Source organism: Actinomyces capricornis, from assembly GCF_019974135.1.
In the GTDB taxonomy this organism is placed as follows: Bacteria; Actinomycetota; Actinomycetes; order Actinomycetales; family Actinomycetaceae; genus Actinomyces; species Actinomyces capricornis.
This window is the reverse complement of record NZ_AP025017.1, coordinates 624,127-648,385: the sequence shown is the minus strand read 5'-3', so window position 1 is coordinate 648,385 and position 24,259 is coordinate 624,127. Positions and strand designations below refer to the sequence as shown.

18 protein-coding genes are annotated in these 24,259 nt (G+C 71.8%); 11 read left to right on the top strand and 7 right to left on the bottom strand.

What is annotated here, in order from left to right; genetic code table 11:
* Positions 1 to 249 precede the first annotated feature (249 nt).
* The 4 genes from MANAM107_RS02600 to MANAM107_RS02585 are packed head-to-tail and all read left to right on the top strand — an operon-like array spanning position 250 to position 4,719.
* The gene (locus MANAM107_RS02600) at positions 250 to 1,080 is read left to right on the top strand and encodes an ABC transporter permease (protein ID WP_223910750.1); all 831 of its coding nucleotides are present in this window, start codon (positions 250 to 252) and stop codon (positions 1,078 to 1,080) included.
* Positions 1,080 to 2,330, top strand: coding sequence for an ABC transporter ATP-binding protein (locus MANAM107_RS02595; RefSeq protein ID WP_223910747.1), 1,251 nt, complete (start codon positions 1,080 to 1,082; stop codon positions 2,328 to 2,330). Before MANAM107_RS02600 ends, MANAM107_RS02595 begins: the two co-directional genes overlap by 1 nt.
* Entirely contained in the window at positions 2,327 to 3,766 is a 1,440-nt protein-coding gene (locus tag MANAM107_RS02590; protein WP_223910744.1) for a glycosyltransferase family 4 protein, read from the top strand. Before MANAM107_RS02595 ends, MANAM107_RS02590 begins: the two co-directional genes overlap by 4 nt.
* Positions 3,763 to 4,719: a glycosyltransferase family 2 protein gene (locus MANAM107_RS02585; RefSeq protein WP_223910740.1), complete on the top strand. Its 957-nt coding sequence runs from the start codon at positions 3,763 to 3,765 to the stop codon at positions 4,717 to 4,719. Before MANAM107_RS02590 ends, MANAM107_RS02585 begins: the two co-directional genes overlap by 4 nt.
* Before the next feature lie 112 nt (positions 4,720 to 4,831).
* Here the strand turns inward: MANAM107_RS02585 and MANAM107_RS02580 are convergent, their stop codons facing one another.
* Positions 4,832 to 7,519: a glycosyltransferase gene (locus MANAM107_RS02580; RefSeq protein WP_223910737.1), complete on the bottom strand. Its 2,688-nt coding sequence runs from the start codon at positions 7,517 to 7,519 to the stop codon at positions 4,832 to 4,834.
* Between the two features lie 56 nt (positions 7,520 to 7,575).
* On the opposite strand from MANAM107_RS02580, the gene MANAM107_RS02575 reads away from it, so the two are divergent.
* The 4 genes from MANAM107_RS02575 (at position 7,576) to MANAM107_RS02560 (ending at position 13,422) form a co-directional block, all read left to right on the top strand.
* On the top strand, positions 7,576 to 8,052 hold the full coding sequence (locus tag MANAM107_RS02575) for a hypothetical protein (protein ID WP_223910735.1): 477 nt from the start codon (positions 7,576 to 7,578) through the stop codon (positions 8,050 to 8,052).
* Positions 8,049 to 9,671, top strand: a complete 1,623-nt coding sequence (locus MANAM107_RS13030; protein ID WP_263421916.1) for a glycosyltransferase family 2 protein — start codon at positions 8,049 to 8,051, stop codon at positions 9,669 to 9,671. Before MANAM107_RS02575 ends, MANAM107_RS13030 begins: the two co-directional genes overlap by 4 nt.
* 138 nt (positions 9,672 to 9,809) lie before the next feature.
* Positions 9,810 to 11,291: a sugar nucleotide-binding protein gene (locus tag MANAM107_RS02565; RefSeq protein ID WP_223910732.1), complete on the top strand. Its 1,482-nt coding sequence runs from the start codon at positions 9,810 to 9,812 to the stop codon at positions 11,289 to 11,291.
* Positions 11,284 to 13,422, top strand: a complete 2,139-nt coding sequence (locus tag MANAM107_RS02560; RefSeq protein ID WP_223910729.1) for a DUF2142 domain-containing protein — start codon at positions 11,284 to 11,286, stop codon at positions 13,420 to 13,422. Before MANAM107_RS02565 ends, MANAM107_RS02560 begins: the two co-directional genes overlap by 8 nt.
* A gap of 164 nt (positions 13,423 to 13,586) precedes the next feature.
* On the opposite strand, the gene MANAM107_RS02555 is transcribed toward MANAM107_RS02560, so the two are convergent.
* From MANAM107_RS02555 to MANAM107_RS02530, 6 genes are all read right to left on the bottom strand, one after another.
* Positions 13,587 to 14,699, bottom strand: coding sequence for a glycosyltransferase family 4 protein (locus tag MANAM107_RS02555; protein WP_223910727.1), 1,113 nt, complete (start codon positions 14,697 to 14,699; stop codon positions 13,587 to 13,589).
* A gap of 652 nt (positions 14,700 to 15,351) precedes the next feature.
* Entirely contained in the window at positions 15,352 to 16,650 is a 1,299-nt protein-coding gene (locus tag MANAM107_RS02550; RefSeq protein WP_223910724.1) for a lipopolysaccharide biosynthesis protein, read from the bottom strand.
* A 23-nt stretch (positions 16,651 to 16,673) separates the two neighbouring features.
* Complete coding sequence (locus tag MANAM107_RS02545; protein ID WP_223910722.1) at positions 16,674 to 17,639, bottom strand: DMT family transporter; 966 nt, start codon at positions 17,637 to 17,639, stop codon at positions 16,674 to 16,676.
* Entirely contained in the window at positions 17,636 to 19,492 is a 1,857-nt protein-coding gene (locus MANAM107_RS02540) for a phosphotransferase (protein WP_223910719.1), read from the bottom strand. Before MANAM107_RS02540 ends, MANAM107_RS02545 begins: the two co-directional genes overlap by 4 nt.
* An 88-nt stretch (positions 19,493 to 19,580) precedes the next feature.
* Positions 19,581 to 20,069 (bottom strand): DUF2304 domain-containing protein, encoded by a 489-nt coding sequence (locus MANAM107_RS02535; protein WP_223910716.1) that lies wholly within the window; start codon positions 20,067 to 20,069, stop codon positions 19,581 to 19,583.
* 2 nt (positions 20,070 to 20,071) lie between these two features.
* A complete protein-coding gene (locus tag MANAM107_RS02530) occupies positions 20,072 to 20,833 on the bottom strand; it encodes a glycosyltransferase family 2 protein (RefSeq protein WP_223910712.1) in 762 nt (253 codons plus the stop codon).
* Between the two features lie 221 nt (positions 20,834 to 21,054).
* On the opposite strand from MANAM107_RS02530, the gene MANAM107_RS02525 reads away from it, so the two are divergent.
* Genes MANAM107_RS02525 through MANAM107_RS02515 form a run of 3 tightly spaced genes read left to right on the top strand, consistent with a single transcriptional unit; the run spans position 21,055 to position 24,190 of the window.
* On the top strand, positions 21,055 to 21,909 hold the full coding sequence (locus MANAM107_RS02525; protein ID WP_223910709.1) for a LicD family protein: 855 nt from the start codon (positions 21,055 to 21,057) through the stop codon (positions 21,907 to 21,909).
* Positions 21,902 to 22,849 (top strand): glycosyltransferase family 2 protein, encoded by a 948-nt coding sequence (locus tag MANAM107_RS02520; protein ID WP_223910706.1) that lies wholly within the window; start codon positions 21,902 to 21,904, stop codon positions 22,847 to 22,849. The genes MANAM107_RS02525 and MANAM107_RS02520 overlap by 8 nt, the downstream gene beginning before the upstream one ends.
* A 57-nt stretch (positions 22,850 to 22,906) precedes the next feature.
* Positions 22,907 to 24,190 carry an MATE family efflux transporter gene (locus tag MANAM107_RS02515; RefSeq protein WP_223910704.1) on the top strand — a complete coding sequence of 428 codons (1,284 nt, stop codon included), beginning with the start codon at positions 22,907 to 22,909 and terminating at the stop codon, positions 24,188 to 24,190.
* Positions 24,191 to 24,259: the final 69 nt, after the last annotated feature.

Sequence of the window (24,259 nt, the reverse complement as noted above, 5' to 3'; positions counted from 1 at the left end):
GGCGCATGGTGGTAGCGTAGGGCGGGCGCGCCAGACCCCTACTGCGGGGGACGGCGCCGCTCGTCCTGTCCGTCGTCCTCCCGAGCGCCCCGGTCCCTTCACAGCCCCGGCCCGCCCGTCCGGTGTCCGAGCCGGGCGGCTGTCGCGGTGGGCCCCGCTGGGCCTCTCGACCCTCGCGGGCCCCGGGCCCGCTGCGGCACGAGCGCGGTGGTGGGACTGGACCGGCTCCACTCAATCGAAGGATGCGTCTTGGCGATCATCACTGATCTGCGGGAGTCCCGCGAGCTCCTCTACAACCTCACCATGCGCGAGGTCAAGGGCAAGTACAAGCGCACGGCGCTGGGCCAACTGTGGTCCCTGGCCAACCCCATCGCCCTGATGATCGTCTACTCCTTCGTCTTCCGCTTTATCATCAGGGTCCAGCCCGACCCCGGCGACCCCTCGGGGCTCAACGTCTTCGCCCTGTGGCTCATGTGCGCCCTGCTGCCCTGGTCCTTCTTCGCCAACGTCGTCAACGGCGGCATGGGAACCCTCGTGGGCAACGAGAACCTCATCAAGAAGGTCTACTTCCCCCGCTCCGCCCTCCTGGTGTCCAACTCCCTGTCCTGGCTCTACTCCTGGAGCATCGAGATGATCGTGCTCGTCCTGGTGGTGGCGCTGCTGGGCGGGGTGCCCTACCTCTACATCCTGCCGGCCATGGCCCTCATGATCCTGCTGACCCTCTTCGCCACCGGGGTCGCCATGATGCTGTCCATCGCCAACGTCTACTTCCGCGACACCCAGTACCTCGTGGGCATCCTCTTCCAGATCTGGTTCTACGCCAACCCGATCGTCTACCCCGCCTCCATGGTGCGCAAGGTCTCGGACTCCCTGGGCTCCTTCCACGGCATCACCGTCATCCGCCTCTACGAGCTCAACCCCTTCTACCACTTCATCGAGGCCTTCAGGAACCTGCTCTACGACAACCGGCTCCCCGACGCCAGCACCAGCCTCATCGTGCTGGCCCTGTCCCTGGGGGCCTTCCTCATCGGCTGGCGGGTCTTCGACCGCCACCAGTCGCGACTCGCGGAGGTGCTGTGATGACCCAGCCGGCGATCACCATCAGGGGCGTGGCCAAGACCTTCCGCGTCAACAAGGAGCGCAACAACACCCTGAAATCCGCGCTGCTGCGGCGCGGGCGTTCACGGCACACCGAGTTCCAGGCCCTCAAGGGCATTGACCTGGACATCCCCCAGGGCTCCACCTTCGCCCTCGTGGGGGACAACGGCTCGGGCAAGTCCACCCTGCTCAAGTGCCTGGCGCGGATCCTCGTGCCCGACGCCGGCACCATCACCCGCCACGGCCGCATCGCCGCCATGCTCGAGGTCGGCTCCGGCTTCCACCCCGAGCTCTCCGGGCGCGACAACGTCTACCTCAACGGCTCCATCCTGGGCATGTCCCGCCGCGAGGTCGACGCCAAGTTCGACCAGATCGTCGACTTCTCCGGCGTGGAGGACTTCATCGACCAGCCCGTGAAGAACTACTCCTCGGGCATGTACGTGCGCCTGGGCTTCTCCGTGGCCATCCACACCGAGCCCGAGATCATGCTCGTCGACGAGATCCTCGCCGTGGGCGACGCCTCCTTCCAGGACAAGTGCGCCCAGAAGTTCGCCGAGTTCCGCCGCGACGGGCGCACCGTCGTCGTCGTGTCCCACTCCCTGCCCCAGCTGCGCGAGATGGCCGACCACGCCGCCTACCTCGACCACGGCGAGCTGCGCGCCTACGGGGCCGCCGAGGTCGTCCTGGAGCAGTACGCCGACGCCGCCCGCACCAACATCCGCACCGACGACAGCGGGCGGGTGCGCTGGGGCACCGGCGAGGCCCTGGTCGAGCAGGTGGAGATCCTCGGCCCCCACGGGCCGGTGGGCGAGGAGGGCCTGCGCAGCGGCGAGCCCACCACCCTGCGCATCCACTACAGCGCCCGCTCGCCGATCCCCGACCCCAACCTCGGCATCACCCTGGACACCTCCGAGGGGGAGAACCTGTGGGCCTGCTTCTCCCGGGACCAGGGGGCGCGCCTGGAGGCCCTGGAGGGCCGCGGGCACGTGGACATCACCATCCCCGCCCTGCCCCTCCAGCGCGGCCTCTACCGGATCCACGCCGGCATCGTGGGCACCGGGGCCGACGACGTCGTCGACTTCGTGCGCGACATCGCCTGGCTCCACGTGGGCCACGGCACCGGCCTGGACTCCGGGGGGCCGGTGGCCATGTCCGGGCAGTGGCAGGCGCCGGAGCCCGCCCGGGCGCAGGCACCCCAGCAGGAGCAGGTACAGGAGGGCACACAGTCATGACCGAGCACAGCAGCGCCGCAGCGGCGCCCCAGGAGGGCTCCGCGCCCGCCGCCACCAGCGCAGCCCCGGCCGGCGCCGCCCCCCGGCGCATCCTCGTGGTCACCCTGGACACCCTGGGGGAGAGGATGGCGGGCCCGGCCATCCGCGCCTGGGAGATCTCCGCCCGCTTGGCCGCCGAGGGCCACCGGGTGCGCCTGGTGACCTTCGCCGAGTGCCAGCGCCGCTCCGAGAGCTTCCTGGTGGCGCGCACCAGCGTGGAGACCTTCCGCCGCGAGGTCGAGAGCGCCGACGTCGTCATCATCCAGGGCTACATCGCCGCCACCTTCCCCTGGCTGCGGGAGGTCGAGCAGAAGATCGTCGTCGACCTCTACGACCCCTTCCACCTGGAGTCCCTGGAGGTGGAGAAGTACCAGCCCCTGGAGGACCGCGACGCTGCCCTGGCCCGGGCACTGGCCGAGTTGGGCGCCCAGGTCTCGCGCGGGGACTACTTCGTCTGCGCCTCGGACAAGCAGCGCGACCTGTGGCTGGGCCACCTGGCAGCCGCCGGGCGCATCAACCCCGTCACCTACGACGCCGACCCCTCCCTGCGCAGCCTCATCGACGTCGTGCCCTTCGGCACCTCCGACGAGGCCCCCACCCAGACCCACCACCCCATCAAGGGCACCATCCCCGGCATCGCCCAGGACGACCCGGTCATCATCTGGGGCGGCGGCGTCTACAACTGGTTCGACCCGCTCAGCGTCGTGCGCGCCATCGACATCGTGCGGGCCACCGTGCCCAACGTGCGCCTGTTCTTCCTGGGTATGAAGCACCCCAACCCCGACGTGCCCGAGATGGACATGGCCCTGCGCACCCGCCAGGAGGCCGACCGCCTGGGCCTGACCGGCACCACCGTCTTCTTCCACGAGGACTGGGTGGTCTACGAGGACCGCATCAACTACCTCATGGACGCCGACATCGGCATCTCCACCCACTTCGACCACATCGAGACGGCCTTCTCCTTCCGCACCCGCATCCTGGACTACCTGTGGGCGGGCCTGCCCATCGTGTGCTCGGCCGGGGACTCCTTCGGCACCCTCGTGGAGCGCCAGGGCCTGGGCGCCACCGTCCCGGTGGAGGACACCGAGGCCCTGGCCAGCGCCATCATCGAGATCCTCACCGATGAGGCCCACGCCGAGCAGATCCGGGGCCGGGTCGCCGAGGCCGCCGAGGCCTTCCGCTGGCGCCGCAGCCTGGCGCCACTGGTGGACTACTGCGCCGACCCCCAGCGCGCCGCCGACCACGATTGCCTCGCCGAGGCGGCAGGGACGGCCGGCCTGTCCCTGGTCGCCGCCGCCCGCCGCGACCTGAGGGCCGCCGTGCGCGTCCTGCGCACCCGCGGCGTCAAGGGCGTGGCCGACAAGATCACCTGGCGCCTGGCCAGGTACCGCCGATGAGCGCCGCGCCCCCGGCCGGCCCCGCCAACGCGGTGGCCGCCGTCGTGATCACCTACCACCCCGACGCCGCCGCCCCCGCCCTCATCGAGGAGCTGGCCCGCCAGTGCCAGTGGGTGGTCGTCGTCGACAACGGCTCCACCGGCGCCGAGACGGAGCCCATCGGGCGCGCCTGTGAGCGCACCGGCGCCCAGCTGGTCGCCAACGGCGAGAACCTGGGCATCGCCGCCGCCCAGAACATCGGGATCGCCCGGGCGCGCGACCTGGGCGCACGCTGGGTCCTGCTCTCCGACGACGACTCCGAGCCCCGCCCCGGGATGGTCGTCTCCCTCCTGGAGGCCTTCGCCGCCGGCTCTCACTCCAGCCCCTCAGGGACCCCCAAGCCCCGGCCCACCGCCGCCGTGGGGCCCCTGGTGGGGGAGGAGCGCGAGGGCCGCGACCAGCTCGTCTACGTCCCCCGCCGCTGGGGGCCGCGCCGCGCCACCCCCCAGGAGCTGGACCAGCCCCTGCTGAGCGTCGCCTTCCTGGTGGCCTCGGGCTGCCTCATCTCCATGGAGGCCCTGGACCGCGTGGGGGGCATGAACGAGGACCTCTTCATCGACCACGTGGACCTGGAGTGGGGGCTGCGGGCGCGCCGCGAGGGCTACGAGCTCTACGTGGCCACGCGCACCACCATGGCCCACTCTTTGGGCGACTCCGTGGTGCGCCTGCCCGGGCGCGCCCAGCCCATCCACGTGCACGCTCCGGTGCGCAACTACTACCTGGCGCGCAACACCATCGCGCTCATCGGCTCGGGCCTGCTGCCCATGGCCTGGCGGGTGGGCTACCTGGTGTGGATGGCCAAGTACGCGGCCTTCAACGCCCTGCTGGCCCCACCGCGCCGTCAGCGCGCCCGGGCCCTGGCCCAGGGCATCGCCCACGGCCTGCGCGGCCGCCTGGGCCCCCGGCCCTCTTAAGGGCGCCCGGAATGCGAGTTCGGGGTGCAGAATGCGATGGCCCTGCAGTCGCATTCTGCACCCCGAACTCGCATTGTGGAGGAGCGGGCCCTCATATCGCCGCGGGCCGCGGCTACCCGCGCAGGCGCCGGGCCACTTTCTGGCGGGCGCGGCGCAGCACCGGTCCCGCACCCTCCGTGCGCGCCATGGCCACGGCTCGGCGCGCCAGGCGCTTGGCCCGGTCCGTGGAGGTGGGGGCCACCAGGTGGCGAGGGGCCACGTCGGGGCCGTAGGGGTCGAGCTCCACAGGGATGGGCGAGGCGGGCTCGGGGTCGGAGACAGGCTCCCAGGCAGAGTCGCCGCGGTGGCCCTCCAGGCGCACCCTGATGGCCGCCCGGGCCAGCAGCTCGCGGTAGACGCGGCCCTGGAGGAAGGGCGAGAAGCGCAGCAGCGCCTCGCGCCTGGCCATCGCGCCCATGCGGGTGCGCAGGGACACCGAGGTCACCAGCGCCTCCAGCGCCTCCTCCCACTCGGCCGTCGTGGAGGCCAGCATGCCGGTGCGGCCCGGCTCGATGACCTCCCGGAAGGGCTGGGTGGGGCTGGCGATGGTGGGGCGCGAGACCAGGGCCGCCTCCAGCCACTTGATCGCCGACTTGGCCTCATTGAAGATCGAGTCCCCGGTCAGGGGCGCCAGGCAGATGTCGGTGCGGCGCAGCAGGGTGGGCAGCTCCAGCCAGGAGGTGAAGGGCATGCGCGAGACCCGGTCCCCGAACTCGGCCAGGGCCCGGGTGGGCTTGAGGTGCCCGCCCAGGGTCAGGCGCACTCGGGGGTGGCGGCGCATGACGGCGATGACGGCCGGCTCAACGGCGGCCCAGTCGGCGTCATGGGTCGTCGTGCCCGAGAAGTAGCCGATGGTGACGCTGCCCCTCTCCTCGCTCGCCGCCGTGGCCGACGGGCCGGCGGCCTGCTGGGCGCCGTCGGCACCCTGCGCCGAGCCCTCGCCCGGGGCACTGGTGCCTGACGGCGCAGTGGGCTCGGTGCGCACCGCCGTGTCCGAGGCCCGCGCCAGGGGGATGCCCACCCCGTTGGAGAAGCGGTAGGAGGGCATGCCGGTCAGCCGGGTGGCCTCCTGGCACAGCGTCTGGGTCGAGCCCACGAAGCCGTCGCAGGCCTCCATGGTGGTGCGGTAGCGGTCCACGCCGTGCCACCACAGGTCCTGCTCGGCCGCGGACAGGGAGGCCAGGCCATCGAGGCGGCCGCGCAGGGTGGAGTCGAAGATGAGGTCGTCGACGTCGAACAGGACGGGGACCGGCTCGGGGCGGGCCTTGAGCTCCTCGATGATCCCCAGGATGCGGTCGGTGGCCGGCACGCGGTAGAGGACCACGGCGTCGGCCTCGTGGATGTCCTGGGACAGGCGCGGGTCGGAGTAGTGGCGCACCGTGACCTCGTGGCCGTGCAGGGCCAGGGCCTCGGCGGGCAGGTAGCAGCGGTAGCGCAGGGGGGCGCCGTCGATGCCCACGATGAACAGGATGCGGTGGAGCAGCTGGGCCTGCGCTGCCAGGATGTCGGGCTGCTCGCCGGCGGGCTCCAGCAGCATGGGGCTGGAGGGATCGGTGCCCCGGTCCTGGGCGAGCCCGTCATAGATCCCCAGCAGCTCGGCGCCCTGCTGGGACAGGGAGCGGATCGGGGAGGCCGAGCCCTGGCCGGTCAGGGTCCGGGCGGCGGCGGGGTCGTCGGCCAGGCACTGGAGGACCTCGGCCAGGGCGCCGGGCTCCCCGGCGGGCACCACATGCCCGTTGACGCCCTCGGCCACGGCCTCCTCAGGCCCCAGGGTGTCGGTGCACACCACGGCCAGGCCCGCGGCCAGGGCCTCGCGGGTGAGGATCGAGTGGGACTCGCGCATCACCGAGGGCAGCACCAGCACGTCATGGTCCTCCAGGACGCTCAGGAGCTCCTCGGGCTTGAAGGCCTCGCGGGCGTGGAACCACGAGGGCATGCCCTTGGCGGCCGCCGCCCCCACCCCGTAGGCATCCAGGCTCAGCCCCTCGCGCTGCCCGATGCTGCGTGCCGCCTGAGTCAGGATGTGGAAGCCCTTCATCTCCTGCTCCCCCCCGGCGTACATGAGCCGCAGGGGGCCCTGTCCGGTGCGCGCCCGGGGGGTGGTTCCCAGCCGGGCGAGCTGGTCATCGGGAAGGCCGTTCTCGTTGACGCGCAGGCGATCGGGGTCCACCCCGTTGGCCGCGAAGACCCGGGCGGCGGAGGCCGAGGGCGCCAGGACCAGGTCGGCGCTGTGCAGGGCCCGGCGCAGCCGGGCGCCGCGCCCGCGCAGCTGGGGGGCGGAGTCGCAGTCGCAGGAGCCGCACTCGCTGACCAGGGAGCAGGGCCGCATGTCGTGGTCCACCAGGAACTGGCGGGAGCCGAACCACCAGAAGTCGTGCATCGTGAGGACCACCCTCGCCCCGAAGCGGTGTGCGGCCTCCACCAGGCCCACCCCCAGGGTCTGCAGGGAGTGGATGTGCACGACGTCGGGGCGCACCTGCTCCAGCCAGGCGGCGAAGGCCTGGGCGGCCCCGGGGTTGTCGAAGTTGAGCGGGTCGCTCCAGGCCGTCCACGGCGTGGTCACCAGCCAGGTGACCTCCACCCCGTGGCCGTCGGCCTGCGTCCAGGTCTCCAGGGGGGTGCGCGAGTCGTCCAGGTATCCGGCGTAGACGTGGGACTCGTGCCCGGCGGCCGCCACGAGGCGCGCGATGCGCTGGGGCACCAGGGTCCCTCCCGAGACGAAGTTCGGCGGGTAGTGGGCAGAGACCTGGGCAATCCTCATGGGCCTCATGGTACCGATGTTCCTCCGGCCCCCAGGCAGGGCCCTATGCTGGGCACATGAGCAGCCAGGAGTCCTCCCACACCCAGTCCCGGGCGCAGGCGGCCCCCGACGCCGGTGAGGCCGGCGGGCCCCAGGCCGATGGGGAGCGCGCCCCGCAGACCGGCCTCGCCGACGGTGAGGCGCAGCCCGGCCGTGCCGCCTCCCCGCCGTCGGAGCAGCCCGGGCAGGCCGACTCCGAGCTGGCCGCCATCTCGATGAGGGCGCTGTCCCTGCGCTGCGATGAGCTCCAGGCCCAGGTGACCTCCCTGTCCTCGGCGGCGGCGATCCGGGCCGACATCATCGAGGAGCAGATCGCCCACATCGGTGATCTGGAGCGCCACCTTAAGGCCGTGGACGCCCTGGTCGCCGAGCTCCAGCGCCAGCTGGGCCAGGGCGCCGGCCCGGTGGGGCCCTCGGCCGCAAGCCTGCGTAGCCGGGCCTACTGGGGCCTGCGGCGCCGCGCGGGCGGAGCGGTACGGAGGCTCCTGCGATGAGCGCCGCCAGTCCCGCCGCCAGCACCGGCCCGGGCCGCGCCGGCAGCGAGGAGACCACCACACCGGTCACCCCCGCCACGCCGGTGACCGCGGCAACCCCCGAGGATGTGGGAGCCCCCGAGACCGCTGGAGTGCTCGAGAATGCCGGCGCCCCGGGCCCGCAGGCGCCCACCGGGCAGGAGGCCCCCCGCGGCGTCGCGGTCCTCGTCCTGGACGGGGCCCCCCAGGAGGTCGAGGCGACCACCGCCAGTACCCGCGTGGTGTCCTCGCCCGCCGACGAGCTGCATGTGTGCACCACCTGGGGGCAGGGCGCCCGGCGCACCGAGGCCCCCTACGCCCTGCTGCTGCGGGCCGGGGACCGCCTGGAGCCCGGCAGCCTGCGCGCCCTGGAGGGCTTCGCCCGGGCGCGCTCGGCCCAGGTCCTCACCGCCGACCGCATCGAGCAGGGCAGTATCCGCCGCTGCCCGCGCTTCTCCCTGCGCCTGCTGGAGCAGCTGCCCTATGCGGGGCGCGCCCTGCTGGTGAGCACCGAGCTGCTGCGCGAGGTCACCGGCTCGGGGCAGGAGCCCTCCTCCGCCCCGAGTGAGGGCGGCGCGCCCGAGGCACTGGGCGGTGCCACCGAGTGGGACCTCCAGTTGCGGCTGGTCGATGCCGCCGGCGTCGTCGAGCACTGCCCGGTGGTGGCCGTCAACCAGGCGAGCCCGGTGCGGGCCGGCACCCTGGCCGACCGCCTGGCCGCAGTCCGCCGCCACTTGGAGCGCCAGGGCCGCAGCGGCGAGACCGTGCGCCCCGGGCCCACGGGCCTGCCCCGGGTCCTTCCCCGCCGGCCGCGCGAGCACCGGGTCTCGGTGGTCGTGCCCACCGCCTTCACCCGCAGGGACCTGGCCGACGCCGGACCTCGCGTCCTGGTCGAGGCCCTGGTGGCCGCCCTGGACCAGACCACCGGGGGCGTGGACTGCGAGATCGTCCTCGTCGTCGATGAGGCCGCCCCCGAGGCGGCCATCGAGGCCTGCCGGGCCCTGTGGCACGGGCCCCTGCGCGTGGCGCGCACCCGTGGGGGGTTCAACTTCTCCCGGGCCATCAACGCCGGCGTGGCCGAGGCCCGCGGCGACGTCGTCCTGCTGCTCAACGACGATATCGAGCCCGTGCGCCCCGGCTGGATCCAGGACATGCTCGCCGCCCTCGACCTGCCGGGCGTGGGGGCCGTGGGGGCCCGCCTGCTCTTCGACGACGGGGGCATCCAGCACCTGGGCGTGGTCTGCCCGCCCACGATCCTGCCCACCCACCCCCGGCTCCACGAGCCCGACGACCCCACCGACCCCCTGGCGCAGGCCGATGTGGAGTACCTGGCGGTCACGGGCGCCTGCCTCATGTACCGTCGCGCCGACCACGAGGCCGTGGACGGGTGGAACGAGGACCTCCCGCTGAACTTCAACGACACCGACTTCTGCCTGCGCCTGGCCGGCCGGGGGACGGCCATCGTCTGCGTCAACAGCGTGCGCCTGGTGCACCGGGAGTCCTCCACCCGCCAGGCCCGGACCCTGGACTCCGAGGCCGCCGCGCTGGCCCCCTGGGTGGATTTCATGGCCACCGACCCCCACATCGAGTACTGGGGGTGAGCGGGGCCCGGTGGTGGCCGCGCGGGGTGGCGATCGTGTCCCGGACAGGCGCTATGATCGCCGGGCCGCGTCAGTTCCCGCCACGACCCCCGTGACAAACATGTCGGGAAATCCTGAAGATCCTCGATAGGAGCGCCCATGACCGTCCAGACCGCCAAGCCCCTGGGCATCGAGACCACACCGATCCCGGGGTTCCTGCGGATCGACCTGACCGTCCATGGGGACAACCGGGGCTGGTTCAAGGAGAACTGGCAGCGCGAGAAGATGCTCGCCCTGGGCCTGCCCGACTTCGGCCCGGTGCAGAACAACATCTCCTTCAACGATGAGACGGGCGTGACCCGCGGTATCCACGCCGAGCCCTGGGACAAGTACGTCTCGGTGGCCACCGGCCGGGTTTTCGGGGCCTGGGTGGACCTGCGCGAGGGGGAGACCTTCGGGGCGGTCTACACCTGTGAGATCGACCCCTCCGTGGCCGTCTACGTGCCCAAGGGCGTGGGCAACGCCTACCAGACCCTGGAGCCGGGCACCGCCTACACCTACCTGGTCAATGACCACTGGTCCCCCGAGGCCCAGTACACCTTCCTCAACCTGGCCGACGAGACCGTGGCCGTGCCCTGGCCCATCCCGTTGAGCGAGGCGATCCTGTCCGACAAGGACCGCGCCCACCCGCGTCTGGAGGCGGTCACCCCCTTCCCCGCGGCCCCGACGTCGTCTGCTGCCCCTGATGCCCCGACGGCGCCCGCGGGCCGCAGGGTGCTGGTCACCGGAGCCAACGGCCAGCTGGGCCGCGAGCTCATGACCCGCCTGCCCCAGGCGGGCTTCACGGCCACCGGTGTGGACCTGCCCGAGGTGGACATCTCGGATGCCGCCGCCATGGAGGCCACCGACTGGGGCGCCTACGACATCATCATCAACGCCGCCGCCTGGACCAATGTCGACGGCGCCGAGACCCCCGAGGGGCGGCGCCTGTCCTGGCGGGCCAACGCCACCGGCCCGGCCAACCTCGCCCGCGCCGCCGCCCGCCACAGCCTGACCCTGGTGCACATCTCCAGCGAGTACACCTTCGACGGCACCGCCGAGATCCACACCGAGGACGAGGACCCCAGCCCGCTGGGCGTCTACGGCCAGTCCAAGGCCGGGGGCGACGCCGCCGTGGCCTCGGCCCCCCGCCACTACCTCGTGCGCACCTCCTGGGTGGTGGGCGAGGGCAAGAACTTCGTGCGCACCATGGCCTCCCTGGCCGAGCGTGGGGTGGAGCCCAAGGTCGTGGCCGACCAGGTCGGGCGCCTGACCTTCACCGCGGACCTCGCCGAGGGCATCGTCCACCTGCTGAGCACCGGCGCCCCCTGGGGCACCTACAACCTCTCCGGCGAGGGCGAGGTGGTCTCCTGGGCCGATGTGGCCAAGCGCGTCTACGAGCTGACCGGGCACAGCCCCGAGTCGGTCACCCCGATCACCACCGAGGAGTACTTCGCCGGCCAGGAGGTGGCCCCCCGCCCCCTGTGCTCCACCCTGGACCTGTCCAAGATCAAGGCCACCGGCTTCACCCCCGCCGACTCCATGCGCCGACTGGAGGACTACGTCTCCTCCCTCGTCCAGAAGGCCGGGGACCGTGACTGAGAGCCCTGAGAACCCCGAGACCACCGAGAGTCCTGAGAGCACTGTGCACGATTCCGCCACCGCCACCGCAGAGCCGTCCTCCACGGCCGATTCCCCCGGGCCCGCCCGCACCGCGCTGCGCCGGCTCGCCGCCACGCACGGCCCTCAGCACCGCTCCGGCCGGCGCTCCGACCGCCGTCGGGCGGGCTCCCGGTGGGCCCTGGGACTGGTGCTGGCCGCCGCGGTCCTGGCCACGGGCCTGAGCTGGGTGGTGGCCTCCCCGGTGGGCGGGTCCCCCGACGACGACTTCCACCTGGGGAGCATCTGGTGCCCGCGGCCGGTGTCCTCCTCGGGCTGCGCCACGCGCGAGCACAACGGGGAGGTCCAGGTACTGGTGCCCTCGCGCGTCTCGGAGACCGCCCGCTGCTACGCCTTCCACGACGACGTTCCCGCCTCCTGCCAGGGCGCGGTGCCCGAGGACAGCGAGATCTACTCGCGCCGCTACGACGACGGCAACTACCCCAAGGGCTACTACCGCTTCCACCACCTGCTCATCGGCGACGACGTCGATACCTCGGCGCTGACGATGCGGGCGGTCAACCTGCTCATCGCCGTGGGCCTGCTGGGCGCCATCGGTGGCGCCATGCCCGCGCGGCTGCGCGAGCAGTACAGCCTGGCGATCATCCTGGCCTGGATGCCCATGGGCCTCTACCTCGTGGCCTCGAACAACCCCAGTTCCTGGGCGCTGACCGGCGTGCTGGGCTACGCCGCGGGCATGTACGGCTCGCTGCGCAGCCGGGGCCGACGGCGCTGGGTGCTGCTGGGCCTGGCCCTGGTGGGCGCCCTCCTGGCCTGCGCCTGCCGTGGTGATTCCGCCTTCTACCTGCTCGTGGTCTCCCTGGCGCTGTTCATCGGCCTGAGGTGGCGCCGCCGGGTGCTCCTGCAGGCCGCGGTGGCGGCCGTGGTCAGCGCTATCGGCGCCTGGATGATGCTCGGCTCGGGGCAGTCCCAGGCGGTGGTCTCCTCCGAGCCCACCAGTGCGCTGTCGAACGGCACGCGCCTGAAGCTCATCATCCTGACCATCCCCGAGTACTTCGGGGGCTTCTACGGGGGCGACCGCTGGGGCGCGGGCTGGTTCGACGTGCCCTTCGACGGGCCGATCGCCGTCATGGCCCTGGGCCTGGCGGGCATCGCCCTGTTCATCGGTGCCCGCACCGTGGGCTGGAGGAAGCTGCTGTCGGCTGGGGTCCTGGCCGGCGCGCTGGTCTGCCTGCCCGCCGCGCTGTCCTACACGCAGGGCTTCGAGTCGAACTACGAGCTCCAGCCCCGCTACCTCCTGCCGCTGCTGGCCCCCTTCCTCCTTGTGTGGCTGCGCCAGCGCAGCGGGGAGCGGATCCTGTCCACCCCGCAGGCGGTGCTCATCGTGGGCCTGTCCTGCCTGGCTCACGCCTACGCCCTGCACCGCATCCTGCTGCGCTACACCCACGGCCTGGTGAACCTGGGCAAGGATGCCGCCGGATGGCTGCCCATCAACCTGGACTTCCAGCCCCAGTGGTGGTGGGACATCCCGATCTCGCCCATGGGAGTCTGGGCGATCGGCTCCCTCATGTACGCGGTGGCGCTCATCTGCGCCCTCCTGCTCGCCCGCGGCCTCGACGCCCATGGCCAGGAGGAGCCGGTGGAGCCCGCCGACCCGCGCGGTGGCGGCGGTGAGGGCCGGCAGGCCGGGGCGCGGGCAGTGGACGCCTCGGCTGCGGGCGACCCGGTGGTGGGCGGCGGTGCCGCGGCTGCGGTTGCCGCTGGAACCCAGGACCCCGGCTCCCGTGAGGAGGGGGCGGAGGAGGCCGGTGCCGGTGGCAGCGTGTCTGGTCCGATCACCTCGTCTGAAGGTGCCGAGGGCAGTCCTGATCCTGGTACCGGGGCCGCTCCGGCAGCCTCATCCGAGCCGGTTGAGTTCTCCGAGGGCGCACCGGGGCAGGACTCGCCGCCCCAGGGCGGCCGCCTGGCGGAGGACGAGGCCCGCCCGGTGGAGCCGGGGGAGTGGGCGGATATCGAGCCGCAATGGGACCCGATGGTCATCGACCCCACGACCGCCGACTCGGGGCCCGCCTCCGTCAGCTCGGCGGCCTGCGCGGCCGGCGCCGCCGGGTAGGCCGCGCGCCGAATCGTCCCGATATCCCCGAGCGACGCGATGTCGCCCCTCCAGACGCGGATTGACCGGCTCTGGAGGGGCGAATCCGCGTCTTGAAGGGCGAATCCGCGAGGCAGGGGTCAGGATGAAGCGTCGGGTCCGGGCCCGGCGGGGCTCATCCGGGCTCAGCGGGCGCCGTCGAGGACCTCCTGGGCGATCCGGCTGTACTGCTGGGCCCGTACCGGCCAGGTCCAGGGGGTGATGAGATCGGGGACGGCGGAAGGGGGCGGGGCGGCCAGGAACTCGCGCAGGGTGGCCACCAGTGAGGTCGTCGTGCGCTCGGGGCAGATCGCCACCGGCGCCCCCGACTCGCGCAGCAGCTGCGCACCGGGCACCTCGAAGGTCACCACCCGGCCGCCCTCGGCGATCGCCTCCAGCAGCGTGGTCTGGAAGCCCTCGGACAGGACCGTCGGGTTGACCAGGGTCGCCCCGTCCAGGCGCTCGCGCACCTGGGCGGCGGGCACCCTCCCGGGGATATCGACAACGCCCTCCAGCCCCAGGTCCTTCGCCCGCCGGCGCGCCAGGGCCAGATCGGCGCCGTCGCCCAGCAGCTCCCCGTCCACCTCCAGCCCACCCCTGCGCAGCGCGGCCACCGCCTCCAGGAAGGTGTCCCAGCCCTTGCCGTCAACGACCCGCCCCACGAAGACCAGATGGGCGGGCCGGTCGCCGTGCACCACGCCCGCCACCGGCGGAGTGATCGCGTTGTAGAACACCTCCGCCCCCACCCCACTCAGGCGCGTGACGAAGTCCGCCGCCTGGGGGGAGACCGCCAGGACCCGGTCGGCGCGGCGCAGCACGTAGCGGCCCCAGGTCAGGTCCACCGTCCGCGAGCCCGCCGCGATCACCGGCGAGGTCGAGGCCACGAAGCCGCTGCCGTGCTCGGTGTGGATGACCGGGATGCCCGCTCGCCGGGCCGCCCGCAGCCCCACCAGGCTCATGGGGAAGAAGCGGGTGTGCGTGGAGACCACCTCAATGCCCTCGGCGGCCAGGTAGCCGGCCATGCGGCGGGTGGTGCCCAGGGAGGGGAAGCTGATGACATCGGCCACAGGCAGGTGGGAGCGCCCGGTCAGGACGGTCACTCGGCCATCGCGGCGAGAGGCGGGGGCGCCGTCCTGGGAGATCGTCAGGACACGGACCGTGTGGCCCTGCTCCACCAGCCCCTGGGCGAGGTTATGGACATGGAGCTCCAACCCGCCGGTCCGGGGAGGGTAGGTGTTGGTGATGATGGCGAGCTTCATCTGGTCATTCTCCTGCCGTGCCCGGTGGTGAGGGAGCCCACCAGGGCTGCGACCATGCTAGCCGAGGAGCCCGACGACGCCGCTCAGGCCCCACCGGGGCGGTGAGGTCCTGGAGCCCTTCCGGATCGAGGCCATCCCGGGTGCAGGTTACGGAACGCCCGGGCATGTGCCAGGGGCCTGCGCTGGATGGCTGCGGGGCGGCACCGGCCGGCCGGCACACCTGCACGGCACGGCCGGTGCTGGGAGTTCGGACGCGGGCCATTCTCGGTTTCTCAGGCTGCTCGGCTGCGGCTCCATCGCTCTTGCCCGACCTCGTTGGGGGCTCGGTTGATGCGCTGGCAGAACCAGGGGGCGGGAGGGTCAGGGGGCGGGAGGGCCAGGTGCTCGGGGAGGGGGTGGGCCTCACGTTGGGCGTCACTTCGCGACTTGGACGACACCTGTGAGTGTCGTCCAAGTCGCTAAGCGATGCGCCTGTCGCGAAGCGACGCCCAATCGCACCCAGCCCATCACCGCCTTGGCCCACCGCGGGTGCCCCGGTCGGCCGGCCCGGGGTACTGCACTGCTGCCAGCCCAGTGGGCCCGGCCGATCTGGCCCTGCGCCCCACCGCGCTCGCCCCGTCTCCCTCGAATGGGGCCCTGAGCGCCCGGACGATCAGCGCCCCCTGCTCAGCCCGTGGCGCGTGGGCCAGCGCTGGCCCACGCGCCCCCGGGCGATCCCCGACGCCGGCAGCAGGCAGAGCGCGAAGGCGGCGGCCAGCACCCCCATGGAGGCGGCGTAGGCGGCGGAGGCCCCCATGAGCCCGCTGCGGGGCACCAGCAGGCGGCACAGGGCCCAGGAGGCGGCGGCGGCCAGCGCATAGCCCAGGAGGACCAGGCGCTGGCGACGCATCGTGGTCAGCGCGTAGTAGAGGATGACGGCCGCCGCATTGAGGGCGCCCCCGGCCACCAGCACCATGAGCTCGGCGCGCAGGGGGCGGACGTCCTGGCCGAGGACCGCCTCCAGGATCCACGGCCCCAGCGGCCAGGCGACCGCGGCCACCACCAGGAAGGCCACGCCCGTGGTGGCCAGACCCCGGTGGATCCGGCCGGTGAAGGCCGCGAGCTCCCCCCGGGCCCAGTGCACCGCCATCGGCGTGAGCAGGGGCCGGAAGACCAGCAGGGAGAGCAGGTTGATGGTCACCGCGGGCATGTAGATGATCGCGAAGCAGCCCTGCGCGCGCAGATCCAGGTGGGCGGCGATCGCGTAGCGCGGCGCATTGACCAGGTACATCGCCAGGAAGGAGGCGACGAACAGCGGCAGGCACTGCACGAGCACCCCGACGATGGCCCGCGCCCGCCACTGGGGCTGGCACGCGAAAAGCCCGCGTGCCGGCGGGAGGAAGGCCAGCAGCATCACCGCCGCCGACACCGGCAGCGCCACGAGGGCGGAGGCGGCCAGGTCCCGGGTAAGCGCGAGGGCCAGGCAGAAGACGCCCACGGTCACCGCCGTGCGCACCGTGGCGGCCCGCCCTCCCAAGTCCAGGCGCCCGGCCCGCTGGAACTCGGCGAGGAAGACGTCCTCCAGGGCATCGAAGACCCGCAGGCAGGCCACCATGATGACCAGCAGGGCGGTGGAGGCGGTGGGCGAGACCCACAGGGCGTTGGCGATGATCCCCAGCACCATGAGCGCCACCGTCACCAGGCGGGTAGCCAGGTAGGTGCCGAAGCTGAAGCGGTGCCCCACATCGGTGACGTGGTAGGCCCGCACCTCGTACATGCCCAGGGTCTGGAACAGCTGGCCGATCCCGATGGCCAGGGAGTACAGCCCCAGGGCCTCGATTCCGGCCGCCCGGTTGACCACCGCGAGCATGACCACCAGGGCGAGGGAGCCCGACACGGAGGCTGCCGCGTTCCACGCGTAGTCGCGCTTGAGCTGCGCTGCCTCCGGTGCCCGGGGTCTGTCGCTGCGCACGGCTGCCGCCTGGGAGGGCCCGGTCAGTGGGTGAGGACCCGGGCTCCCGCTCCGGTACGGCTGCGCGGGGGCCCCGGGCGCAGGTCGCGCCAGTCGGGGGTCGCCGCGAGCACCGTGCCCACGAGGATGACCACGCAGCACACCACCTGCAGGACAGTGGGCACCGTCCCCTGGAGGAGCAGGGCGAAGACCACGGCCCAGGCCGAGTAGGAGATGTTGAGGGCCATGCCCCGCGAGGCGCCGATCTGGCCGATGGCCTTGAAGTAGAACAGGTAGGACACCGCGCCGGCCAGGGAGGCGAGGAAGACCATGCCCATCGAGGGCGACAGGGCGGCCTGCGCCGAGAACCCCACGATCCCGGCCACGGGCGCGACGATGAGGATGTAGGCGAGCCCCGACGTCGTCTGGCGGATGTGCAGGGCCGTCTCGTTGTCCACCTTGTCGTCGCGCATCCCCCAGGCGAGGATGACCGCCTCCCCTCCCCAGCCCAGGACGCAGGCCAGGGCCGCGACGACCCCGATGATGGGGGAGGGGCCGGTCTGCGTCGTCGAGGATGACCAGGCGATGAGGACGATGGCGGCCAGGGCCACCATGAGCGCCACAATCTGGCGGGGCCGCATCCGCTCCTTGAGCAGGAGGAAGGCCAGAAGCGTGCCCACGGCGGGGTAGAAGGTGGAGATGATGGCGGTGTAGCCGGGGCCGATGTTGTTGATGGCGATGAGGTAGCCGCTCATCCCCACCGGCCCGCCCATGATGGCGCCGGCCATGACGGCCTTGCCGCTGCGGGTCCTGAGGGCCTCCAGGGTGTGCCCCAGCCGCCCGCGCATCCGCATGTAGACCAGGAGGATGATGGCGGAGACGGCGTCGTGCAGCAGGGCGCTGGCCAGGGAGGCCTGGCCGGCCCCCAGGAAGGGGGACATCGCCAGGGCGATGCCCAGGACCACAGTATCCAGCCCCCACAGGCAGCCCGAGACGATACCGAACCTCATGATCCGCTCCTCGTGCTCAGTCGGTGGCTGTCCAGGGGGGAGGGCAGCTCGGTGGTGCCGGAGTCGTAGGACGCCAGGAGGGCGTCGACGTAGTTGGCCGCGTGGCGGTAGTAGATGAGGAGCCACTCCCCGGCGTCGTCGCCCTCGGCGGCCTTGACCAGGGCCCACACGTACCAGCACCACCCGGCGAAGACGACGTAGGACCAGAAGTGGCGGCGCTCGACGTCGGTGGGCGTGCGGCCGAAGTAGAAGCCGAGCGCCTCATCGGCGCGCTCCTCGGACAGCTCGGCGCACACCACCATGGTGCCGAAGTCGTTGGCGACGTCGGACATGCCGGCGTACTCCCAGTCGATGAGGTGGATGCCGTCGCGGGGGTCGACCAGGAAGTTCAGGGGGAAGAAGTCGTTGTGGCTGGGGACCAGGGGGAAGCCGTCGGCGTCGGCATGGGTCTTGAGCCGCATGATCTTCTCGCGCAGCTCGGGATAGCCGGGGACGTCGATGGGGCCGTGCTCCTGGAGCAGCCCCTCGTAGCGGGCGGCCTCCTGGATGAAGTCGAAGCTGCGCGACAGGGTCCTCCCGCTCTGGTGGAGGCTGCGCGCCATGGTCATGGCCTGGGAGAGCTCGTGGGTGCTGGAGGCGTCGAGGTTGTGGGCGCCGGGGATGAAGCGGGAGATCTTCCACCCCTTGAGCGGGTCTCCGACGAGGAAGGTGCCGTCCAGGCCCAGATCGCGGGCCAGGTGCAGGGCCTCGATCTCGGCCTGGCGATCCACGATCTTGTCCGTGCCGATGCCCGGGTGGCGGTAGACGTACTCCCGGCCCGCGACCGAGAAGTGGCAGGACAGGTTGGTGATGCCCTGCTTGAGCGGGTAGAAGTCCTGGATCTCGGACTTGGCGCACCCCAGGGAGGCCGCGATGTTGTCGAAGACCTCGGAGTCGAGGTTCTCCATGAACATGGGGTCGAAGCCGCGGATCTCGTCCACCGAGTCGAACTCGTTGATGACCCCCGCCGGGTAGTGGCGGATGACCATGTCGAGTTCCTTGACGTGCTCGATGTAGATCGACTCCCACAGCTTGGGCAGCGTCTCGGGCAGGTGGTAGACCCGCTCCAGGATGCGGCGGAAGGCGGCGGAGAAGGCGCGGTCGAAGTAGACGTGGCCCAGCATCGTCCAGGCATCGGCGCCGCCGACCTGGGCGCCGGTGATGCGCCCGCCGGGGCCGGTGGTCAGGCACCACTCCTGGGTGGGGCCCTCGACGTACTGAGCCGAGTAGTAGGCCTTGTAGACGTGGGAGTCGAAGGGGTTGACGGTGAAGTAGTCGTCCGAGGAGCACACGTAGGTGTTGCCCAGCTCCTCGCGCACCAGCCACAGGGAGCCGTTGTTGTTGCGGGTGACGTAGTCGTCGTTGACGACGATGCGCACCCCCAGCTGCTCGGCCAGGTGGAAGAAGTACTCCTTCTTGTAGCCCACCACCAGGGTGATGTCGGTGATCCCGGCCTCCTGGAGCTGGCGGATCTGGCGCTCGACGAGCACCTCCCCGCGCACGCGCAGCGTGCCCTTGGGGCGCTCGTAGGAGATCGGCGCGAATCGGCGCGAGAGCCCGGCGGCCATGATGACGGCGTTGTCCACCCGGTAGGGCTCCAGGGCCCGCCGGCCGGCGTCGGTGATGGCGCGCTCGGCGATGTGGCCCAGCGCCTCGCACTCGCGCACCGCGGTGTTGACGCTGCCCAGGGACATGCCGGTGGACTCGTGGATCTGGCGCTGAGTCAGGGCGGCCCCGGCGCGCAGGAGGGCGTAGAGGACGTCGAACTGGGGCTGGGTGAGCGTGCCCGCTGGGCTGGTCACGAAAGGCACCATCCGTTCATCATGGAAGGGGTTGTGGGTGCGTTCGAGAATAGTACCCAGGGGGCGGAACCTGAACGTATGGGGGTGTGGCGTCGAGCACCTAGTCCGTGGTGGTGGGTGGGGGGCCTGGTTGCGGGGGGCCCGCGGACTCGGGGCCCGCAGCGGTGCGATGGCTCTCGGCGCAGTGGATGCGGCCTGTGGAGGCGGCTGGGCCTGCGGGACCGGTGGGGGTGGTGTGTGACAGTGGCTCGGTCAGGCCCGCCTCGGTGACGATGAGGTTGAGGATGGCGATGTTCTCCGCCAGGACCCGGGTCTCGTCCTCCAACCGGCTGATCTCCAGGGACAGGTGGAGGGCCACGCCCAGGAGCAGGAAGATCGCCAGGACGAAGAGCAGGTTGGAGGGCACCTCGAAGCCCAGGAGCTGGGACAGGGATTTGAGCAGGCCTGGCACGGTGGCCAGGAGCACGATGGCCAGGCCGACGACGATCCACAGCGCGGCGTACTTCTCCCGCAGCCTCCGGCTGCGCAGCAGGGCCAGGATGAAGAAGACCGTCAGGGCCGCCACCAGGACGTAGAAGAGCTGGAGCATGGTCAGGCCTCCTGGGCCGCGGCACTGGGCGCCGTGGTGGGGCGCCGGGTGCGGTCGATGGGGCGGCGGGTCAGGGAGATGAACAGGGCGAACATGCTGCGGCCCAGGTAGATGGCGGACTTCCACGGGTTGTTCGACGGTGTGCCGGCCTGGCGCGGGCGCATGGAGACCCCCACCTGGCTGACGGTCAGGCCCGAGCGCAGGGCGATGACCAGGGAGTCGATCGTGTCGCCCAGGTATTCGGCGGGGTAGTGCAGGCAGTACTGGTCGATGGCGGTGGCGTCGGCGGCCCTGAATCCACTGGTGACGTCGGTGAGCCGGGTCCTGGCCACGCGCCCCACGATCGCGGCGAGCATGACCATGGCCCAGCGGCGCGGGCCGCGGGCCCTGTAGGTCCCGGCCTCGGCGAAGCGCGCCCCGATGGAGATGTTGGAGCGCTCCAGGCCCTCCAGGACGGCCTCGATGTCGCGCGGGTCGTGCTGGCCGTCGGCGTCGACCTGGATGGCGCGCTCGTAGCCGAAGCGGTGGGCGAACTTGTAGCCCGCGCGCATGGCGCCCCCCACGCCGAGGTTGTAGGGCAGGTCCAGGACGTGGGCCCCGGCCCGCCGGGCGACCTGGGAGGTGCGGTCCTGCGAGCCGTCGTTGACCACGAGGAGGTCGTAGTCGGGGACGGCCCGACGCAGCTCGCGAATGGTCTCGCCGATGGCCGCCTCCTCGTTCCAGGCGGGCATGATGACGAGCGTTCGAGGGACACGTGTGGGCATGGGGCTCCTGACGGCCGGGGCGCAGACAGTGCCCATGCTACGGCGGGCCGGCGAGTGTGCGCCGACCCGCGCCGACCCGCGCCGACTCGTGGCGGGACGGGGCGGCTGGGAGCCACCGGCGGGCGCGGCCCGAGCGCTTGAGCAGGTACCATCGTGGCGCCGCTGCCGCCAGGGCACTGGCCGGTGCGGCGGGCACGGACGTCGTGAAGGGAAGGGCCGCAATGGGTTCGCTCTCCTTGGAGGAGATCAAGAAGGTCGAGCTGGACTGCCTGCGCGAGTTGGACCGCCTGTGCGCGGAGCACGGCCTGACCTACGTCCTGGCCTACGGCACCCTCATCGGGGCCCTGCGCCACGAGGGCTTCATCCCCTGGGATGACGACATCGACGTGCATATGCCCCGGGCCGACTACGAGCGGCTCTACCGCCTCTACCAGGACGGCGCCCTGGACCCCCGCTTCACCATAGCCTCCTACCGGGACCGCTCCTCGATCTACCCCTTCTTCAAGCTGGTGGACACCCGCACCCGCGCTGAGGAGACCTTCATCGACGAGCGCAATGCCCTGGGCCTGTGGGTGGACATCTTCCCCCTGGAGCGCGTCGACCTCACCGACCCCCGCCTGCAGCGGATCAAGAAGCGGGCCTCCCGCCTCGTGTGGTGGCGCCACCTGGCCGCCACCGACCCCCGCTACGCCACCTCCACCGCCGCCCGCCTGGTCAAGCGCCTCATCCACCCCTTCACCCGGCGCATCGACCCCTACGATGTCGCCCGCAAGGCCGACGCCCTGGCCCGCTCGGCCGGTGCCGGTGCGGGGGCGCGCCAGGAGGACCTGCGCTACGTGCTGCTCACCGACGACTCCATGGACCGCAACATCCTGGCCCCCGACGACCTCCTGCCCGCCCGTCGGGCCACCTTCGAGGGGCAGTCCTTCGCGGTGCCTGCCCGGGCCGAGGAGGTCCTCACCTCCTACTACGGCGACTGGAGGCGCGTGCCGCCTCCCGAGGAGCGCCCGCCCTCCCACCTGCGGTCGGTCACCTGGGTCCACCCGGAGCACGACGGCGAGGCCCACCATGACTGAGCACGTGAGCCATCCCTCCGCTGCGCCCACCGGCGGGCCGGGCGCCCGGGCCCAGGAGCAGGACCGTACGCCCCCCACCGTCTGCGTCTTCACCCCCACCTACGAGCGCGCCTACATCCTGCCTGTGCTCTACCAGAGCCTGGTGGCTCAGACCTCCCAGGACTTCGTGTGGATGATCGTCGACGACGGCTCCACCGACTCCACCGAGGAGCTCGTGCGCTCCTGGATCGAGGAGGGCCGCATCGCCATCGACTACGTGCGCACCGAGAACGGCGGCAAGCCCCGGGCCATCAACGTGGGGGTGGAGCGAACCACCAGCCCGCTGTTCTTCGTCGTCGACTCCGATGACTGGCTGGTGCCCACCGCCATCGAGCATGTGCTCTCCGTGTGGAGGACGATCGAGGGCCAGGACCGCTATGCCGGCATCGTGGCCCTGCGCGGCACCGATGAGGCCACCCCCATGGAGACCTGGATGCCCGAGGGCGCCACGGACGTCAAGTACTGGGACCTGTTCGAGACCATGGGATTCCGGGGGGACACCTCCCTCATCCACCGCACCGAGGTGCTGCGGGACCACCCCTACGACGTCGCCCCCGGTGAGATCTTCATCGCCGAGACCTCCGTGTACTACCGCCTCGATGAGCACTACGACATGCTCGCCGACAACACCATCCTCACCATCTGCCACTACCTGCCCGACGGGCTGACCCACAACTTCGCGGCCAACGCCAAGCGCAACCCCATCGGCTACTGGAAGCACAAGCGCTACTGCGCCCAGCGATCCACCACCCTCAAGGGCGTGGCCCGCGAGACACTCCTCTACCTCGTGGGATGCCGCCTGGCGGGCCAGCGCGGAGCGGTCTCCATGGCCCCGAACAAGGCCATGGCCATCGCCTGCTACCTGCCGGCCCTGGTGGCCCGCCACACCATCTTCAGATAGGGGAGACCGACCGTGTCAGCCACCCCCGGGACGCCCGGGACAGCCGAGGAGCCGACGATGCCCCAGCCCCTGGCATCGGACCCGCGTGAGCCGGGGAGGGCCGATGAGGGGGAGCGGGCCGGCGGGCTGTCCCTGCGCACCAACATGCTGTGGAACACCGGCGGGTCCATCACCCGACTGGTGTGCAACTACCTGGTGACCATCGCCGTCGTGCGCCTGTCGCGCGGCTTCGACGCCAACGGCGTGCTCACCCTGGCCACCACTGTCTCCAGCCTGGCGATCCCCTTCGCCGAGTTCCGCCTGCGCACCCTCCAGGTCACCGACGTCACCGGTGAGCGCAGCTCCCGGGAGTATGTGGGGCTGCGGGTGCTGACCTCCCTCATCGCCTTCGCCCTGGGGGTGGCCTACTCCCTGGCGACCAACGGCTGGGCCTCCCTGGGCGTCATCACCCTCTACCTCGTCTACTCCATCATCACCACCTTCATCGAGGGCTTCCACGCCATCGACCAGCGCCACCGGCGCATGGACTACATCGGCCTGTCCTACATCCTCCAGGGCGTGACCACCCTGGCGGTCTTCTGCATCGGGCTGTGGCTGACCAACTCCCTGGAGGTGGCCGTCGGGCTCATGGCGGTGGCGGTGGCCGGCGTGGCCATCCTCTACGACGTTCCCCGCACCATCCGCTTCGAGCCCCTGCGCCCCATCATCGCCCGGCGCCCGGCGCTGGCGGTCCTGGCCTCCCTGCTGCCGCTGGTCCTGGCCCAGGTCGCCAGCTCGGCAGTGCTGGCCATCCCGCGACAACAGCTGGCCCACGACATGGGGGAGGGCGCCCTGGGCATCTACTCCTCCATCGCCGCCCCGGCGGTCATCGTCCAGATGGGCGCGGTCTACGTCTACAGCCCCCTCATGGGCGAGTTCGCCAAGGCCTTCCAGAGCGACAAGCGGGCGGGGCTGCGCCTGCTGGGCAAGACGGTCCTGGCCCTCATCGCGGTCACCGCCCTCATCTCGATCGCCCTGCTCTTCCTGGGCCGCCCCATCCTGTGGCTCATGTTCGGCGACAAGGTCCTGCCCTACATTGGCCTGCTCCAGCCCACGATCCTGTGCACCCTCATGACCGCCTTCGCATGGTTCTTCAACGACCTGCTCCTGGCGCTGCGGGACTTCAAGGCCAGCTTCCTGGGCAACGCGGCCGCCGTCGCCGTCACGCTCGTCTTCTCCAGCATCATGGTGGCCGCCTTCGGCATGAACGGCGTCAGCTGGGTGGGTGTGGCCGCCTACGGGACCGCCGTCGCCGTCCTGGCCGCCTTCTTCACCCGCGACTACCGACGCCTGAGGGCCTGAGGGGCGTCGTCGGCCTGTCGGCAGGCGCGGGCGGGCTCAGGTTCGACGTCGTTTCGCGACGTGTGCGTC

Bases quoted from the DNA above. Each gene is read 5' to 3' on its own strand.
- MANAM107_RS02595 (WP_223910747.1), top strand. From the start codon at position 1,080: ATGACCCAGCCGGCGATCACCATCAGGGGCGTGGCCAAGACCTTCCGC.
- MANAM107_RS02515 (WP_223910704.1), top strand. From the start codon at position 22,907: ATGCCCCAGCCCCTGGCATCGGACCCGCGTGAGCCGGGGAGGGCCGAT.
- MANAM107_RS02575 (WP_223910735.1), top strand. From the start codon at position 7,576: ATGAGCAGCCAGGAGTCCTCCCACACCCAGTCCCGGGCGCAGGCGGCC.
- MANAM107_RS02565 (WP_223910732.1), top strand. From the start codon at position 9,810: ATGACCGTCCAGACCGCCAAGCCCCTGGGCATCGAGACCACACCGATC.
- MANAM107_RS02540 (WP_223910719.1), bottom strand. From the start codon at position 19,492: ATGGTGCCTTTCGTGACCAGCCCAGCGGGCACGCTCACCCAGCCCCAG.
- MANAM107_RS02555 (WP_223910727.1), bottom strand. From the start codon at position 14,699: ATGAAGCTCGCCATCATCACCAACACCTACCCTCCCCGGACCGGCGGG.
- MANAM107_RS02580 (WP_223910737.1), bottom strand. From the start codon at position 7,519: ATGAGGATTGCCCAGGTCTCTGCCCACTACCCGCCGAACTTCGTCTCG.
- MANAM107_RS02590 (WP_223910744.1), top strand. From the start codon at position 2,327: ATGACCGAGCACAGCAGCGCCGCAGCGGCGCCCCAGGAGGGCTCCGCG.
- MANAM107_RS02530 (WP_223910712.1), bottom strand. From the start codon at position 20,833: ATGCCCACACGTGTCCCTCGAACGCTCGTCATCATGCCCGCCTGGAAC.
- MANAM107_RS02520 (WP_223910706.1), top strand. From the start codon at position 21,902: ATGACTGAGCACGTGAGCCATCCCTCCGCTGCGCCCACCGGCGGGCCG.
- MANAM107_RS13030 (WP_263421916.1), top strand. From the start codon at position 8,049: ATGAGCGCCGCCAGTCCCGCCGCCAGCACCGGCCCGGGCCGCGCCGGC.
- MANAM107_RS02585 (WP_223910740.1), top strand. From the start codon at position 3,763: ATGAGCGCCGCGCCCCCGGCCGGCCCCGCCAACGCGGTGGCCGCCGTC.
- MANAM107_RS02545 (WP_223910722.1), bottom strand. From the start codon at position 17,639: ATGAGGTTCGGTATCGTCTCGGGCTGCCTGTGGGGGCTGGATACTGTG.
- MANAM107_RS02525 (WP_223910709.1), top strand. From the start codon at position 21,055: ATGGGTTCGCTCTCCTTGGAGGAGATCAAGAAGGTCGAGCTGGACTGC.
- MANAM107_RS02535 (WP_223910716.1), bottom strand. From the start codon at position 20,069: ATGCTCCAGCTCTTCTACGTCCTGGTGGCGGCCCTGACGGTCTTCTTC.